This is a genomic window from Solirubrum puertoriconensis (genome assembly GCF_001483135.1).
Classification (GTDB): Bacteria; Bacteroidota; Bacteroidia; order Cytophagales; family Hymenobacteraceae; genus Solirubrum; species Solirubrum puertoriconensis.
In genome coordinates, this window is the sequence record NZ_LNAL01000005.1 from 193,189 (window position 1) to 207,657 (window position 14,469).

Annotated in this window: 12 protein-coding genes; 2 read left to right on the forward strand and 10 right to left on the reverse strand. The window is 62.3% G+C overall.

Going from position 1 to position 14,469, the window contains the following annotated elements; translation table 11 throughout:
• Positions 1-67: 67 nt before the first annotated feature.
• Positions 68-1,435 carry a lactate utilization protein B gene (locus tag ASU33_RS04565; RefSeq protein WP_059068665.1) on the forward strand — a complete coding sequence of 456 codons (1,368 nt, stop codon included), beginning with the start codon at positions 68-70 and terminating at the stop codon, positions 1,433-1,435.
• Positions 1,436-1,496: 61 nt separating this feature from the next.
• Positions 1,497-2,060: a LutC/YkgG family protein gene (locus ASU33_RS04570; protein WP_059068668.1), complete on the forward strand. Its 564-nt coding sequence runs from the start codon at positions 1,497-1,499 to the stop codon at positions 2,058-2,060.
• Positions 2,061-2,066: 6 nt separating this feature from the next.
• Here the strand turns inward: ASU33_RS04570 and ASU33_RS04575 are convergent, their stop codons facing one another.
• The 10 genes from ASU33_RS04575 to ASU33_RS04620 all read right to left on the reverse strand — a co-directional run bounded on the left by ASU33_RS04575 (position 2,067) and on the right by ASU33_RS04620 (position 14,417).
• Complete coding sequence (locus ASU33_RS04575) at positions 2,067-2,855, reverse strand: L-fucose dehydrogenase (RefSeq protein ID WP_059068670.1); 789 nt, start codon at positions 2,853-2,855, stop codon at positions 2,067-2,069.
• A gap of 15 nt (positions 2,856-2,870) precedes the next feature.
• Positions 2,871-3,701, reverse strand: a complete 831-nt coding sequence (locus tag ASU33_RS04580; RefSeq protein ID WP_059068672.1) for an amidohydrolase family protein — start codon at positions 3,699-3,701, stop codon at positions 2,871-2,873.
• A complete protein-coding gene (locus ASU33_RS04585; protein ID WP_059068674.1) occupies positions 3,688-4,548 on the reverse strand; it encodes a fumarylacetoacetate hydrolase family protein in 861 nt (286 codons plus the stop codon). The genes ASU33_RS04580 and ASU33_RS04585 overlap by 14 nt, the downstream gene beginning before the upstream one ends.
• Positions 4,549-4,622: 74 nt before the next feature.
• Positions 4,623-5,387: an SDR family NAD(P)-dependent oxidoreductase gene (locus ASU33_RS04590; RefSeq protein WP_059068677.1), complete on the reverse strand. Its 765-nt coding sequence runs from the start codon at positions 5,385-5,387 to the stop codon at positions 4,623-4,625.
• A gap of 40 nt (positions 5,388-5,427) precedes the next feature.
• Positions 5,428-6,693, reverse strand: coding sequence for an L-fucose:H+ symporter permease (fucP, locus tag ASU33_RS04595; protein ID WP_059068681.1), 1,266 nt, complete (start codon positions 6,691-6,693; stop codon positions 5,428-5,430).
• 96 nt (positions 6,694-6,789) lie between these two features.
• A complete protein-coding gene (locus ASU33_RS04600; RefSeq protein WP_059068683.1) occupies positions 6,790-8,208 on the reverse strand; it encodes a glycoside hydrolase family 28 protein in 1,419 nt (472 codons plus the stop codon).
• Positions 8,209-8,421: 213 nt separating this feature from the next.
• Positions 8,422-8,736: an L-rhamnose mutarotase gene (rhaM, locus tag ASU33_RS04605; protein ID WP_059068685.1), complete on the reverse strand. Its 315-nt coding sequence runs from the start codon at positions 8,734-8,736 to the stop codon at positions 8,422-8,424.
• Between the two features lie 113 nt (positions 8,737-8,849).
• Positions 8,850-10,394: a sialate O-acetylesterase gene (locus ASU33_RS04610; protein ID WP_059068687.1), complete on the reverse strand. Its 1,545-nt coding sequence runs from the start codon at positions 10,392-10,394 to the stop codon at positions 8,850-8,852.
• A gap of 55 nt (positions 10,395-10,449) precedes the next feature.
• Positions 10,450-11,547 (reverse strand): glycoside hydrolase family protein, encoded by a 1,098-nt coding sequence (locus ASU33_RS04615; protein ID WP_059068690.1) that lies wholly within the window; start codon positions 11,545-11,547, stop codon positions 10,450-10,452.
• An 11-nt stretch (positions 11,548-11,558) separates the two neighbouring features.
• On the reverse strand, positions 11,559-14,417 hold the full coding sequence (locus ASU33_RS04620; protein WP_059068692.1) for a glycosyl hydrolase: 2,859 nt from the start codon (positions 14,415-14,417) through the stop codon (positions 11,559-11,561).
• Positions 14,418-14,469 lie beyond the last annotated feature (52 nt).

The window sequence follows — 14,469 nt, forward strand, 5'->3', positions numbered from 1 at the left end:
GTACGCAGGCCGGGTCATTTGTACCCTCGGCCAGGCCTGTACTACCCGCCTTTGGCGCCCTTACGCTATGAGTCACCCCCAACGAGCAGCGGCTTTTACCAGCGACGCCGAGCGTACCACCTGGCACGACGAAACGCTGTGGTTTGTGCGCCAGAAGCGCGACAAAGCCGCGTACGGCGTTCCGGAGTTTCAGCAGCTGCGCCAGCTGGCTTCCGACATAAAGGAGCACACCCTCAGCCGCCTCGACGAGTACCTCGAACAGTTCGAGCGCAATGCCCGGGCCAATGGCGTGCAGGTGCACTGGGCAGCCGATGCCGACGAGCACAACCGCATTGTGCTAAGCATCATCAAGGCTGCCGGAGCCAGCAGCATCGTCAAAAGCAAATCGATGCTGACGGAGGAATGCCACCTCAACCCCTACCTGCAGCAGCACGGCATTGCGGTGGTTGATACCGACCTGGGCGAGCGAATTGTGCAGCTGCGCGAGGAGGCCCCGAGCCATTTGGTGCTGCCCGCCATTCACCTCAAGAAAGAGGATGTTGGCGAAACCTTTCACCAGCACCTGGGCACTCCGAAGGGCGAAAAAGACCCGCAAAACCTCACGGAAGCGGCCCGCCTGCACCTGCGCGAGAAGTTTCTGATTGGGCAGGTGGCCATTTCGGGCGTCAACTTTGCCGTGGCCGAAACGGGTGCCGTGGTGGTGTGCACCAACGAGGGCAACGCCGACCTGGGCGTGAACCTCGCGCAAGTGCACATTGCCTGCATGGGCATGGAAAAGCTGATACCGCGCACCGCCGACCTAGGCGTGTTTACCCGCTTGCTCGCTCGCAGCGCTACGGGGCAGCCCGTAACCACCTACACCTCGCACTTCAGCCAGCCCGCGCCCGGTCGGCAAATGCACATCGTCATCGTGGACAACGGGCGCACGCGGCAGCTGGGCCGCCCCGACTTCCGCAACTCGCTGAAGTGCATTCGCTGCGGAGCCTGCATGAATACCTGCCCGGTATACCGTCGCAGCGGCGGCCACAGCTACAACTTCACGGTGCCCGGGCCTATCGGCGCTATTTTGTCGCCCAATATCGACCTACACAAGCACAGCACCTTGCCGTTTGCCTCCACGCTGTGCGGCTCCTGCACCGATGTGTGCCCGGTGAAAATCGACATCCACAACCAGCTGTATAAGTGGCGGCAGCTGATTGCCCAAAGCAACGCTTTGCCCCTAGGTAAAAAATTAGGCATGAAACTATTGAGCTGGGGCCTGGCCCGGCCGGGCCTGTACCGCTTGGGTGGCAAAGTAGCCCGCGAAGGACTGCGCCTGTTGCCCCGCGGCCTCAGCCACGCGGCTGCCTTAAACCCTTGGGCCAAAGCGCGCGAGCTGCCCGAGCCTCCTGCCCAAAGCTTCCGCGAGTGGTACCAGCAAACGGTGACTCAGTAAATGAGTGAATAAGTGAAGTAGCCACCCCGCTCATTCGTGCCCTAATCTTATATTCCCTCTCATGTCCTCCCGCGAAACCATATTGGCGGCCGTGCGCGCCAACCGCCCCGCTCCCACGTCCCTACCCGGCGTGGTAGATTTTGAGGGCGAAGCTACCGTGGAGCGCTTCACGGAATGGCTGCACTTCATCGGGGGGCAAGTGGTGCAGCTTGCTCCCGAGCAGCCGCTCGAGGATGTTGTTCGGCAGCTCTATCCCGAGGCCCAGCGCATTGCCTCCAATTTGATTCCGGCTTCCGTGCCGGTCGATGGGCAAACGGCTATTCCGGTGCTCGAAGCCGTGGAGTTGGCCGTGCTGGCGGGCGAGTTTGGCGTGGCCGAAAACGGGGCTGTATGGGTGCCCGAGGCCAACATGCTGCACCGCGCCCTGCCCATGATTGCACAGCACCTGGTGCTAATGCTTTCGCGGCAGCGCATCGTGGCCAACATGCACCAGGCATACGCCCAAGTGGGGCACACCGGCGCGTACGGCGTGTTCATTGCCGGCCCCTCGAAAACGGCCGATATAGAGCAGTCGTTGGTGATTGGCGCACACGGGGCGCGCAGCCTTACCGTGCTGCTGCGCTAGTGCCACCTAGGCGTTAGCCAACGCCCGATCGAGGTGCACGTAGCCGCCATCCACGTGAATGATCTGGCCGGTGGTGTGGCTGCTGCGTTCCGAGAGCAGAAAGGCTACTGTGTTGGCAATTTCCTCAGGCGTAGTCATGCGGTTGCCCAGCGGAATTTTACCGCTGATTTCGCGCAGCTTTTCTTCGGGGTTGGGCAGGGTCTGAATCCACGACTCGTACTGCGGCGTCCAGCTCTCCGCTACCACCACGGCATTCACCCGAATCTGGTACTTCAGCAGTTCCACCGCCCACTCGCGCGTGAGGGCGTTGCGGGCACCGTTGGCCGCGGCGTAAGCCGAGGTGTTGCCCTGCCCGGTTTCGGCTGTTTTGGAGGTGATGTTGACGATGGCGCCGCGGTGCTTTATCAACTCGGGCAAGGCGTAGTGCGCCAGCAGGTAGTAGTGCACCACGTTTTTGTGCAGCGAGGCCATAAAGCTCTCGTACGAGCCGTGCTCCAGCCCTACCCCGTCGTTGGCGCCGGCGTTGTTTACCAGCCCATCAATGCGGCCGAACTGCGCGATTACTTGCTGCACGGCTTGCTCGCAGGCCTGCGGGGCGGATAGCTCGGCGGGTACTTGCCCGGCTTTTCCGCCCGCGGCTTCAATACTGGCCACCACCTGTTGGTTGTCGGCCTCGTTCCGACCTAGGATAACCGGCACGGCGCCCTCGGCGGCCAGCACGCGCACGATGCCTTCCCCAATACCCTTCGCCCCGCCGCTCACCACAATTACCTTGTTCTGCAGCTCCAGATTCATGTTGAAGTAGGTTGACTATAAACGGTAAAAGCGGGCCGCGTTTTCGCCCCAAAACTGGCGCTGCTCGGCGGCCGAAAAGCTGGTGAGGTAGCGCTGCGCTACGGCCATCACCTCGGTGTAAGTACCTGCCAATTGGCACACGGGCCAGTCGGAGCCGAACATTACGCGCTGCGGCCCGAACGCCTCAAACACCACGTCGAGGTAAGGCCGAAAATCGGCTGGCTGCCACTGCCGCCAATCGGCTTCCGTTACCAGCCCCGATACTTTGCAGCTCACGTTGGGCAAGGCGGCCAGGCTACGTACGTCGTAAGCCCACGCGGCCAGCTCGCCCTGCCGGATGTAGGGCTTGCCGAGGTGGTCGAGCACGAAGGGCAGCTCGGGGAAGGCCTCGACCAACTGCCGACAGTACGCCAGCTGATCGGGAAACACCAGCAAATCGTAGCTGAAGCCCTGCCGCTGCAGCGCCGCCAGGCCGCGCCGGAACGCGGGGGTCAGCATCAGGCCACGGTCGGTTTCGCTTTGCAGGACGTGCCGAAAGCCTTTGAGCTTGGCGTGCGGGCGGTAAGCGGCCAGCTGCTCCGCCACGTCGGGCGCCTGCAAATCAACCCAGCCCACTACGCCCCGAATAAACTCGTGGCGGGCAGCTAGTTCGAGCAGGAACGTGGTTTCGGTAGCCGACTGATCGGCCTGCACGGCCACGCAGCCATCGAAGCCGTGCTGGCGGAGCAGCGGGGCTAGGTCGGCGGGCAGAAAGTCGCGCCGGATAACGGCCATGTCTTCCGTTATCCAGGCGTCGCGCGCGGGCTGGTAGCGCCAGAAATGCTGGTGGGCGTCAATCCTGACCATAAGCCTTTACCACCTGCCGGGAGGTGCCCAGGCCATCGATGCCCAGCTCCACCACGTCGCCGGGCTGCAGATACACCGGAGGCTTCAGGCCTAAGCCCACGCCCGCGGGCGTGCCGGTCGAAATCACGTCGCCGGGCAGCAGAGTCATGAACTGGCTGATGTAGCTGATGAGGTAGGGAATGCGGAAGATGAGCTCGGCGGTGGTGCCATCCTGCATCAGCTGCCCGTTCACCGACAGCCACAAACGCAGGTTGTCGAGGTCGGGCAGCTCATCGGCCGTGGCCAGGTAGGGGCCTAGGGGCGCAAACGTGTCGCAGCCTTTGCCCTTATCCCAGGTGCCGCCGCGCTCCAGCTGAAACTCGCGTTCCGATACGTCGTTGTGCAGCACGTAGCCGGCAATGTAGCCCGGGGCGTCGGCCTCGCTCACGTAGGAGGCGCGCTTGCCAATTACCACGGCCAGCTCTACTTCCCAGTCGGTTTTCACCGAGTTTTTCGGAATCACAATGTCGTCGTGCGGGCCGACAATGGCGGTGGTCGATTTCAGAAACAGCACCGGCTCGGCGGGCGGGGTGGCGTCGGTTTCGCGGGCATGGTCGGCGTAATTCAGCCCCACGCACACCAGCTTGGAGGGGCGCGCCACCGGGCTGCCCAGGCGCACCGAATCGGGCACCACTGGCAGCTTGCCGGCCAGCTGCTGTTCCACCACCTTAGCCAGCTGCAACAACCCGCCTTGGGCAAAAAACTGCTCGTCGTAGTCGCGCACCAGGGCCGATACGTCGTAGCGCACATCATCAATCAGAACGCCGGGTTTTTCCAGCTCAGGCTGGCCGAAGCGAATGAGTTTCATAGGTGAAGAAGGAATTGGTGAGGCCGCGGCAACAGCGGCCTTGGGTTGCCCGGAGCGTGGCGGGCGTTCAAGGTCTAATTATTCAGTTTGATAAAGCCGCCGTCGATGGGAAAATCGCAGCCCGTTACGAAGCCGGCTTCGTCGGAACACAGATACAACGCCAACGCGGCAATTTCGTCGGGCTGACCCATGCGGCCGATGGGTTGGCTTTTGGAGAGCTTCTCAAAAATCTCAGCCTCTTGCCCGGCGTAGTTTTTGGCGATGAATCCATCGACAAACGGCGTGTGCACCCGGGCCGGCGAAATGCTGTTGCAGCGGATGCCCGCCCCTAGGTAGTCGCGGGCCACCGACAGCGTCATGGCGAAGATGGCGCCCTTGCTCATGGAGTACGCGAAGCGGTCGGTGATGCCTACGTGCGCGGCAATGGAGGCCACGTTCAGGATTACGCCCCCGCCCTGCCGTTTCATCAGCGGCACGGCGGCGTGCAGGCAGTTGTAGGCGCCCTTCACATTTACCTGGTACACGCGGTCGAAATCGGCCTCGGCGGTATTTTCCACGTTGCCCACGTGCGCAATGCCGGCGTTGTTGATGAGAATATCGGCTCGCCCGATTGCCCCAAACGTGGCTTGTACCTGTGCCTGCTGGCTTACATCGGCCGCGTGCACCTGCACGGCGCCGCCAGCTTGGGAAATTTCGTCGGCGGTGTCCTGGGCTGCGGCGGTGTTTAGCTCGATGATGTGCACCGCAGCGCCCTGGCGGGCAAACAGCAAGCTAATGGCCCGGCCAATGCCGCTGCCGCCGCCCGTTACGACGGCCGTTTTGCCACTTAAACTGAACATGCAGGAAGAAAAGCGAAGATGAAGAGAAACGCAGCTTGGGTTAGTGGCCGCCGGCCGCCACTAGCGCGGGTTGGCGGGCGGTTTTAAGGTTGGTGAGGGCAAAGAGCAGCACCACCACAAAGCAGCCGCCGGGTACCACGTAGGCCGTTTGCACGGTGCTTAGGTCGGAAAGCCAGCCCATCAGCACCGGGAATACGGCGCCGCTCACAATGGCCATGATCAGCAATGATGAGCCCACTTTGGTGTGGGTACCCAGGCCGCGAATGCTAAGCGAAAAGATGGTGGGAAACATGATGGACATGAAGAACTCCACTCCCATCAGCGCATACACCGGCAACTGCCCGCGCAACCCTACAGCCAGCCCAATCAGGGCCATGTTCACGAGGCTGTAAATGGCCAACAGCCGCGCCGGCGGCACCACGCGCAGCAGGGCCGTTCCAATAAACCTACCGGCCATAAAGCCCAGCAATGCCCCCGACAAATACAGCGTGGCGGTTTTCTCGGCAATGCCGGCTACCTGCCCCGCAAACCGGATAAAAAAGCTGCTGATGCACACCTGCGCCCCCACGTAAAAGAACTGCGCCACTACCCCCAGGAGCAGGTTTTTCTCCTGCCACAACGAGGTAGCGCGGCTGCCCTCCTGCTCGGCGGCATCCTCCACAATCTCGGGCAAGCGCGTGAAGTACAGCACCACAGCCACCAGCAGCACTACCGCGCCAATAGCCAGGTAGGGCAGCTGCACGGCCGCAGCTTCGCGCCCTAGGTAGGCGGAGAGTTCGGCAGGGCTCATGGCCTGCTCCTCGGCGGCCGTCAGCGTGCGGCCCGACAGAATGAGCTGACCGCCTACCAGCGGAGCCAGCGTAGCCGCTAACCCGTTGAACGACTGCGCGAAGTTGAGGCGCTGAGCGGCGCTGTCGGCATGACCAAGTACGGTGATGTAAGGATTGGCGGCGGTTTCGAGGAAGGTAAGCCCGCTGGCAATGATGAACAGCGCCGCCAGAAAGAAGCCGTAGGTGCGCGCCTCGGCCGCGGGGTAAAACAGAAAAGCGCCGGTAGCAAATAGCGCCAGGCCCACCAGAATGCCGCCTTTATAGCCAAACCGCTGCATAAACCGACCGGCGGGCAGCGCCATCAGGAAATACGCCACGAAAAAAGCCGAATCGATAAACGCCGACTGCGCATCGGTGAGCTGGCAGGCTTTTTTGAGGTGCGGAATGAGCACCGGGTTCAGGTTGACGGCAAAGCCCCACAGAAAGAACAGCGAGGTGATAAGCCCCACGGCGAAGAGGTTGCGGCTGGTTTTCATGGGCAGTGTACTGAAAACGGCAAAGGCGCTGCGGCACCTAGGGCAATTGGCCAAAAACAACGGAGCCCCGACCTAGGGCCAGGGCTCCGCGCGGGGTTAGTACTTCATATCGGTGCTGTTCAGCACGGCCACCGGCTCCTGGTCTTCGGCTTTGATTTGCAGGCCCCTTATGCTCCAGCCCTTCGCGTGGTCGATTTTACCTGCCGAAGCCGCCGTCATGGTAATGTTCTCGAAGGTGAAGTTCTCGAGCTGCGACACGGGCAGGCCTTCGGCCGAAATGGCCTCTTTGGCGTTGGTGGCGCGCAGGTTGCGGATGGTAACGTTGCGGAAGTGCGGGGTGCCGCGCTCGGGCTCCACCTTGGCCAGCATCTTTTTCCAGTGCTCGGGCAAGGTGGCTTCAGTGTAGCCAGCGGGCAGCGTGGAGTAGCTGTACGAGGGGTTCCAGTTCATCGTCATGATGATGGGCACGCGCACCGATTCCATTTCAATGTCTTCCACCAGAATGTCCTCGACCACGCCGCCGCGGTTGGTGGCCGATTTTAGGCGGATGCCGTACTTGGTGCCTTTGGCTTTGAGCCCGCGGGCAATTACGTGCCGGATGCTGCCCGACGTTTCGGAGCCGCAGGTGAACAGCCCGTCGCCGGCGCCGGCTACGCAGTTCTGAATGAGGATGTACTCGGTGGGCCGGTTCACGCGCAGGCCGTCCCAGTCGCGGCCGGCTTTCAGGCAAAAGTTATCGTCGTTGCAGTCGATGTCGCAGTTTTGCACCAGCACGTAGGAGCTCGAGTCGATGTCGATGCCGTCGGTGCTGGGGCCGTGGCCGCCAATGTTGTTGCGCACCACTAGGCCATCGGCCGTTACGTTTTTCGAGTACAGGATGTGCACCGTCCAGAAACCGGCGCGCTGTAGGGTAATGCCCTTCAGGGTAACGTTGCTGGAGTTGGCTACCAGCAAGGTGCGGGGGCGTTTGGCGTCGTAATCCACAATCCAGCGCAGGCCTTTGGCGTCGTACTCCTTGCGCATGGCCCAGTACTTATCCCAAAACGGCTTGCCCTGCCCGTCCACGGTGCCTTCGCCGGTAATGGCTACGTTGTCCTGATCGAGCACGTTGATAAGCGCCGCGGGCCAGGTCATTTCTACGCCGGCAATGCGCGAGGGCATTTCGGGGTAATCTTTTAAGTCCTGGCTGCCGAGCAGCGTTACGCCTTTATCGAGTTGCAGCGTTACGCCCCTTTTGAGAAAGATGGAGCCCGTGAGGTACTGCCCCGGCGCAAAGGTTACTACCCCGCCCTTTTTAGCCGCAGCATCAATGGCTTTCTGAATGGCTTTGGTGCTGAGCGTTTTGCCATCGGGCAGGGCGCCGTACTTGGCTACAGCAAACGTAGCTTTGCCGGTGGGCAGCGTTTTGGCGCCTACGTTCTTGGTCCAGTCCGCTGCAGCCGGGTGCGCGTCGGGCGAACTGAAAGTGCTCAGCCAGGCGAGCAGCGGCAACAGAAAAGAAAGCACGGAATGCATAGCCGAAGTAGTTAGTGGCGAAACCTAGGGCGGAGGTAGCTCTGGCTGGCAGCTTGGCAGGCCCGTTGGGCGCAAGTCGCCGCCACTTCCCGATGCCGGCGCTTGGTATACCAGCCACCAGCCAGAGCGATTCCCACGGTGCCAATTTGGGCGTTGCCGTAGCCTATACCCTCCCGCACCCTCCTGCTATCGGGTACTTTTTGCCGGCTGCACCTAGGACTGATGAAACACCCGGCGCAAGGGGGTAACTATCGGCGAGTTGTCGGGGTTGGTTTCCATCAGGTCTGCCATGTAGGCCCACCAGCGTTGCATCACCTCCTGCATCGGCAATTCATCAGCTGTGTGGTTTGGAATGCGCTTCTGAATCGCGAAAAGTTTGCCGCTGGCCTCGTCGAGGAAAATGGAGTAGTCGCGGATGCCCGCCTGCTGCAGCACTGCCGACAACTCGGGCCAGATTTCTTCGTGCCGGCGCGGGTACTCGACCGCTACCCCCGGCCGCAGCTGCATGGTAAAGGCTACTTCTTCCATTCGGTTTAGAGCATGGGTTAGGTACACCGCCCAAGGCTCAGCCCAGTCAGCGTGAGCTGCGGCCGCGCCTAGGTGGCGATGATGTAGAATGTACCGTCGGCTGAACCCGAAGCCTACAGCTTGCCTTGCGTGGGCGTGCGCCACGTATCGGTGCGGAAGGGCGAAGCTGGCAAGCCAGCGCCGTTGTAAAAGTTTGGGTACGGCACGTGCTGCCAAGCAAAGCGTACGGCTACGGGCTGTGGCACTTCCTTGCTCCAGACCACTACTTGGTTGCCTTCAATTTTGGCTTGCGCCGGATGAAATATGCTGTCGGGCCCGGCAATGGTGAACTCGCGCAGCGGACCACCTCGGGCTACCAAGCCGCCGTGCGCGTGCGAAAACTGCAGGTGCGCCTGCCCGTTTTGCACGCGCAGGCTTTCGTAGAGCGGCCCCGAGTACGGGCGCTTTTTCTCGCCGTATTCCTTCGCCAGCGCCCACTGCGCCAGGCGGTGGCCCACCACCTGCTTGTTGCGCGGGTGGATATCGGTGGAGTCGCCGGCATCGGTAATCACGGCCATGCCGGTTTGTGGCACTGCTAGCATGGTAAGCAATTGGGCTTCCCTGATTTCGGGGTTCTGGCTGCGGTGCGGGGCAATTTGTACGAAGTAAAACGGCAGCTTCGGCTGCTGCCACTCCTCGCGCCACGAGGCAATAAGGGCCGGAAACAGGCGCCGGTACTGGTAGGCGCGCTCGGCGTTGTTTTCGCCCTGGTACCAGATTACGCCCCGCAAGGTGAACGGCACCAGCGGATGAATCATGGCGTTGTAGTTCTTGTAGGGCGACTTGTTGCTGGTGGCACCGATGGGCTCGCGCGGCGCCGAGCGGCGCAAACCGGGGTTGGCGGCGCGCTCCTGCTGGTACTCCTGCCGCTTGCTGTGGTAGGCGGCCAGGTCCTGCTCGTAGGTTTCGAGGCCACGCTGGTAGCGGGCCAGAATGGGCCTGAAATCAGCATCCTGCTCCAGCACTTCGCGGCGCGTCCACGACTCGGCCGGCGTACCGCCCCAGGAGGAGTTGACGAGCCCGATGGGCAGCTTGGTGCGCTCGTGAATTTCCTGGGCGAAGAAGTACGCCACCGCCGAAAACTCGCCCGCGGTTTGCGGGCTGCACGCAACCCAGCTGCCCTCGGCATTGGGCTGCGGCGTGTCGGCTACTTGGTTTTTCACCGTGAACATGCGAATGGCCGGGTAGTTGGCCTGGGGCAGCACCTCCGCCTCGTTTACCACGCCCGAGTACGAGCCGCTGTTCGGCCGCTTGCTGATGGGAAACACCATATTCGATTGCCCCGCGCACAGCCACACCTCGCCGAGCAGCACGTTGCGCACGCTCAGCCGGTTTTTGCCCACCAAGCTCAGCTCGTACGGCCCGCCCGCACGACCGGTAGGCACGCGCACCAGCCACTTGCCCTGCTCATCGGCCACCACGCGCACGGGCTTGTTGCTCCAGCTAGGCGTTACTGTAACGGCCTCGCCCGGGTCGGCCCAGCCCCACAGCGCCACGCTGGCTTGCTGCTGCAGCACCATGTGGTCGGCAATAAGGGCGGGCAGCCGAATGTTGGCCGTGGCGGAAAGGCTGAGCAGGCAAGCCGCTAGCAGCGGCGTAAGTAACTGATGATGGCGCATAAGCAAAACCGATATCCAAGTCAGTTTAGGCCGCCGCAATGGCGCAAGCTTGGCCTTACCCGATCCGGAAAATAAAAGCCGAAGCCGTTTGGTACTTACCACCTTGAGCGGCGCAAAACAGGTATTCGGGTTTACCGTTGCACAGGAGCAACTGCGGCCGCTCAAGCCGGCCGTAGCGCTTGAGGTGCTTGGGCGCGGGCGGCTCTTGCACGCCGTACTCGCGCAGCGGCAGGTAAGCTACTTTGGGATAGGCCCAATCGGTGCCGTTCTTCGAATCGAGGTACAGCCCTACTTCGTGGTTGTACACGCCCATGTCGCGAGCCAACAGGTTGAACTGCTTGTGTTCGCGCCACACAAAAGCATCCTCAAACTGCTTGTTTTCGGCGTTGTCACCCAGGCGCGAGAAATCGATAACCGGGTTGCCGGGGTGCTTTACGTAAGGCCCCTCCAGGCGCTCGGCAATGGCCAGCCCGTACTTGCGGTTGCCCCGAATGGTGGGGTGCTTGGAGGTTTGGTACTCCTGCGTATTCCACGACTTGTAGTACAGCCAGTACTGCCCGTTGGGGTGCTTCACGAAGGCCGGGTTGGTGGTGCAATGGTCGTCCCAGGCGCCAGCTTCGCCGGGCAGCAGCAAGGGCTGATCGGGGCGCGTCCAGGGTCCTTCCAGTCGGTCGGCAGTGGCCAGGCCGATGCGCTTGGTGTCGGTTTTGCCGTTGGCGCAGCCCATGAAAAACAGGCAGTATTTGCCATCAACCAACTGGATGTGCGGGTTGTGACAGGTGGTGGCATCCCAGTAGCCGGGGCCACGCGGGGCCAGCACCGTTTCGGCGTAGGTAAACGGCCCCTCGGGCGTATCGGCCACGGCGCGGGCTATTTCGCAGCTGTTCAGCCAACCACCCATGCCCTTGCTCTTGGGCCAGCGCGAAAAAAACAAATGCACCCTGCCGTCGGGCCCGTAAATGGGACTGTTGCACCACACGTAGTAGTCCTCCATTTCGAGCGCCCGGCCCACGGGCTGCAGGTGCTTGCTGAACCTGGCCAGGCTGCGCTTGGGCACCAGCAGCTTCGGCTGCATATCACCTACTACACCCGCCCAGGCCCGCGCAAACGGCGCCAGGGCTAGGCCAGCCAAAAAGGTTCGACGCGTGAGCATGCCCTGGGTAGTTATTGCAGTTTATCGGGGTGGGTGCTGGTGGGCGTCAGGGTTACGGGTCCAAGCAGCCCCGACTCCTTGGGCTCCCACTTGGCGCTGGTGAACAGGCCCTTGTCGTTGCGGTTTTCCTTCAGCTTCGCCGACATATTGATGTTGTAGAACTGCCGGTACTCCGCGCCGCGGCGGTCCATATCAATAATGCGGTTGGCCATGCCGTTGCTCACGTTTACGGTCAGCGTGTTGGTGGCTTTCAGCTGATCCTTGGGGATGAACACCTGGTACGTGGGCCCGATGAGCGTGCCCAGCTCCTGCCCGTTTAGCTGCACGCGGGCGCTTTCGCCCACGCGCCCTAGGTCGAGCAGCCAGCCATCGGCGGCGGCAGGGGCTTGGGGCTGGGCAAACGAAATGGTGTAGGCCGCGGTGCCCGAAAACTTCTGCCCGGCTTCGCCGCCAAAGGTCGTCCAGGAGGCCAACTGCTGGCGCTGCACCTTGGCCGGCAGCTCGGGCCCACCAGCCACAAAGCTGATGTCCCAGGTACCGGAAATGGCTTGCGCCGCGCCGGCTGGTTTGGCGTAGGCGTACGCGGGGCCGCTCACCGCGGCTTCGTTGGTTTCCAGAACGCACGATTCGCCGGGGGCCAGCTGCAGATACACCTCGGGCCGGCCGTTGGCGGCGGTGCGCACGGCGGCCATGCCCAGCTTCTCCGTCATGGGGTTGTAGAGGGCTACGGCCTTGGCGGCGGTTTGCAGCGGCACCCAGCCTTCCACGGGTTTGTCGCCCCAATTGGCGAGGTAGTAGTAGTGGCCCTTGGCGTGGCGGCGGCGCACAAACTCCAAGCCGCTGTCAACCATATTTTCGCGCTTTACATTAGCAGCGGCGAGCAGCTGATCCACGTCGGTGCCTACCAGCACCGTGCCTTTGCCCACGCTAGCCTTCTGCACCTCTCCCTGCGCGGCGCCGAGCTTTACCTGACCTAGGAGCTTCTTGAACGCTGCGCGCCGGGCTCCTAGGTTGCCGAGGCCGTTTACATCGGTGGGCAGCTGGTTTTGGAAGATGATGGTAGCCCCACCCTGCGCCAGCTTGAGGAGCTGCTCGAGCGTAGCCAGGGGCATTACCTGCGCATTGGGCACCACCACCGTTTGGTAAGCCGCACCGCCCGTTTGCAAAGCCTTGCCCGCGCCTTTTACCTGCAGCAGCTGCTTGTCCGATATAAAATCGAAGCCGTAGCCGCGCTCGAGCAGGGTGCGGCCGGTGGCGCCTACCGTCATGCCCTTAAAGCCGTGGTCGATGCCGTCGTAGTGCTGCAGCAGCACCTTGCCGGGGCGGGTGTAGGAGTCGTAGATGGGCAGGTACAGCAGCACGTCGTTGGAGGGCTTGCCGGCCTGCAAAAAGCTTTGGCAGCGCGCCACGTAGCGATTTAGCTGTCCAAAGTCCTGCCAGAACGAGTTGTTGGGGTTGAAGTGCACGGCGGCGTAAAACAGCCAGCCCGGCCAGGCCGCTTGCTGCGGCGAGTAGTTGGTGCCGTGGTAAAAGGTGTGGTTGACGCCGCCGAGCAGCATGCGGTCCATGGCCTTTTTCACGTCGGAAAGCTTCGACAGAAAGTGGTCGTTTTCCCAGGTAGCCGACTCGGCCGAGGTCAGCGGCTTGCCCGTTACGTGCGCCGCCGACGAGGCAAACTTGATGCGCAGCAAATCCTCCCCTTCGGTTTCCGGAATGTCCGTTACGGCGTACAAATCCAGGATATTGGCCGGCGAGCCGTGCGCCTGGTTGCGGATGAGCGCGTCGTGCTTTTTGGCCCACTCGCTCCAGGTGCGGGTGTAGTTTTCGAGCAGCAACTCCGAGATGGTTTCGCGGTAGTCGCTGAGCACGCGCTGATTTTCATCGGTAGCGGCCTTGCCGAACAGGGCGGGCAAGTGCTGCTTCAGGTCGTAGCCGCGGCGCCGCTGAAACTCAGCGAAGAGCTGCGGCGTCCAATTGCCCTCGCCCTGAGCGTCGTCTACCTCGTAGGAGTCGTTGAAAAACGCCCGGATGGGCTTCACGTCGCGGCCCTTGAACGCCTCGTCGAAACGGCGCAAGTAATTGTCGGTGGCCTGCTTCGAGAAGTGGTCGATTACGTCGCCTTCGCCGCCGGGGCCGGCGCGCTCCACCATCTTGCCGTGCCAGCCCTGAAACACGCCGTACAGCGTCCAGGTGCTGCCGGCCGGAGCCGTCCAGTTCAGCTTGCCGTCGACGGCTACTTTGCCCGTGAGGTCCAGGGTTTGGCCTTTGTCGGAGTAGGCCATCAGGGTTTGCAGCGGCAGCGGCTTTTCAAACCGCACCTGATCAAAGGCGTGCAGCTGCAGGTTCGGATTTTTGGTGATGGGGTCGGCCAGCTGCTTGAGGTCGATGGGCTGACCCACGGTGCGCAGCAGCGGCTTTTGCACGTACTGCACCGGCTCGGTTAATTGCTGCCCGCCGGGCACGGTATAGGTTTGGTAAGCCACGTACTTGCAGGCATCGGCGGGCGAAACCCAGGGTCCGCCGAACGGCCAGCCCGAAGCCTGCGCCACATCAATGCCCAGTCCCAGGCGCTGCCCTTCGGTAAGGGTGTGCGCCAGCATATCCATCCACTTCGGCGACAGAAAATCGATGAACTGGTTTTCGGCGCCTTTCACCCCGTAGATGGCGGTAATCTCCAAGCCCCCTAGGCCCGCCTGCTGGTACTGGGTCATCAGGCGGGTGAGGTCCTGCGGATTCACGGCTGAGCCCTGCCACCACCAGCGCGTCCAGGGTTTGTGCTGCTGCGTTAGCTCGGGCCAGCGGGGCGCCTGGGCCTGCGCTTGCGAAAGCGCCGCGCTCAGGAGGGCCGCCAGGAGGATATGCTTTTTCATGGGCGAAGAAGTCGGAGGAAAGAAACCGGGCTGCCCTGCCGCGGCGGGGCAG

What these genes read in the sequence shown, in the direction of transcription:
- ASU33_RS04565 (WP_059068665.1), top strand. Translation starts at nt 68, where the DNA reads ATGAGTCACCCCCAACGAGCAGCGGCTTTTACCAGCGACGCCGAGCGT.
- ASU33_RS04570 (WP_059068668.1), top strand. Translation starts at nt 1,497, where the DNA reads ATGTCCTCCCGCGAAACCATATTGGCGGCCGTGCGCGCCAACCGCCCC.
- ASU33_RS04575 (WP_059068670.1), bottom strand. Translation starts at nt 2,855, where the DNA reads ATGAATCTGGAGCTGCAGAACAAGGTAATTGTGGTGAGCGGCGGGGCG.
- ASU33_RS04580 (WP_059068672.1), bottom strand. Translation starts at nt 3,701, where the DNA reads ATGGTCAGGATTGACGCCCACCAGCATTTCTGGCGCTACCAGCCCGCG.
- ASU33_RS04585 (WP_059068674.1), bottom strand. Translation starts at nt 4,548, where the DNA reads ATGAAACTCATTCGCTTCGGCCAGCCTGAGCTGGAAAAACCCGGCGTT.
- ASU33_RS04590 (WP_059068677.1), bottom strand. Translation starts at nt 5,387, where the DNA reads ATGTTCAGTTTAAGTGGCAAAACGGCCGTCGTAACGGGCGGCGGCAGC.
- fucP (WP_059068681.1), bottom strand. Translation starts at nt 6,693, where the DNA reads ATGAAAACCAGCCGCAACCTCTTCGCCGTGGGGCTTATCACCTCGCTG.
- ASU33_RS04600 (WP_059068683.1), bottom strand. Translation starts at nt 8,208, where the DNA reads ATGCATTCCGTGCTTTCTTTTCTGTTGCCGCTGCTCGCCTGGCTGAGC.
- rhaM (WP_059068685.1), bottom strand. Translation starts at nt 8,736, where the DNA reads ATGGAAGAAGTAGCCTTTACCATGCAGCTGCGGCCGGGGGTAGCGGTC.
- ASU33_RS04610 (WP_059068687.1), bottom strand. Translation starts at nt 10,394, where the DNA reads ATGCGCCATCATCAGTTACTTACGCCGCTGCTAGCGGCTTGCCTGCTC.
- ASU33_RS04615 (WP_059068690.1), bottom strand. Translation starts at nt 11,547, where the DNA reads ATGCTCACGCGTCGAACCTTTTTGGCTGGCCTAGCCCTGGCGCCGTTT.
- ASU33_RS04620 (WP_059068692.1), bottom strand. Translation starts at nt 14,417, where the DNA reads ATGAAAAAGCATATCCTCCTGGCGGCCCTCCTGAGCGCGGCGCTTTCG.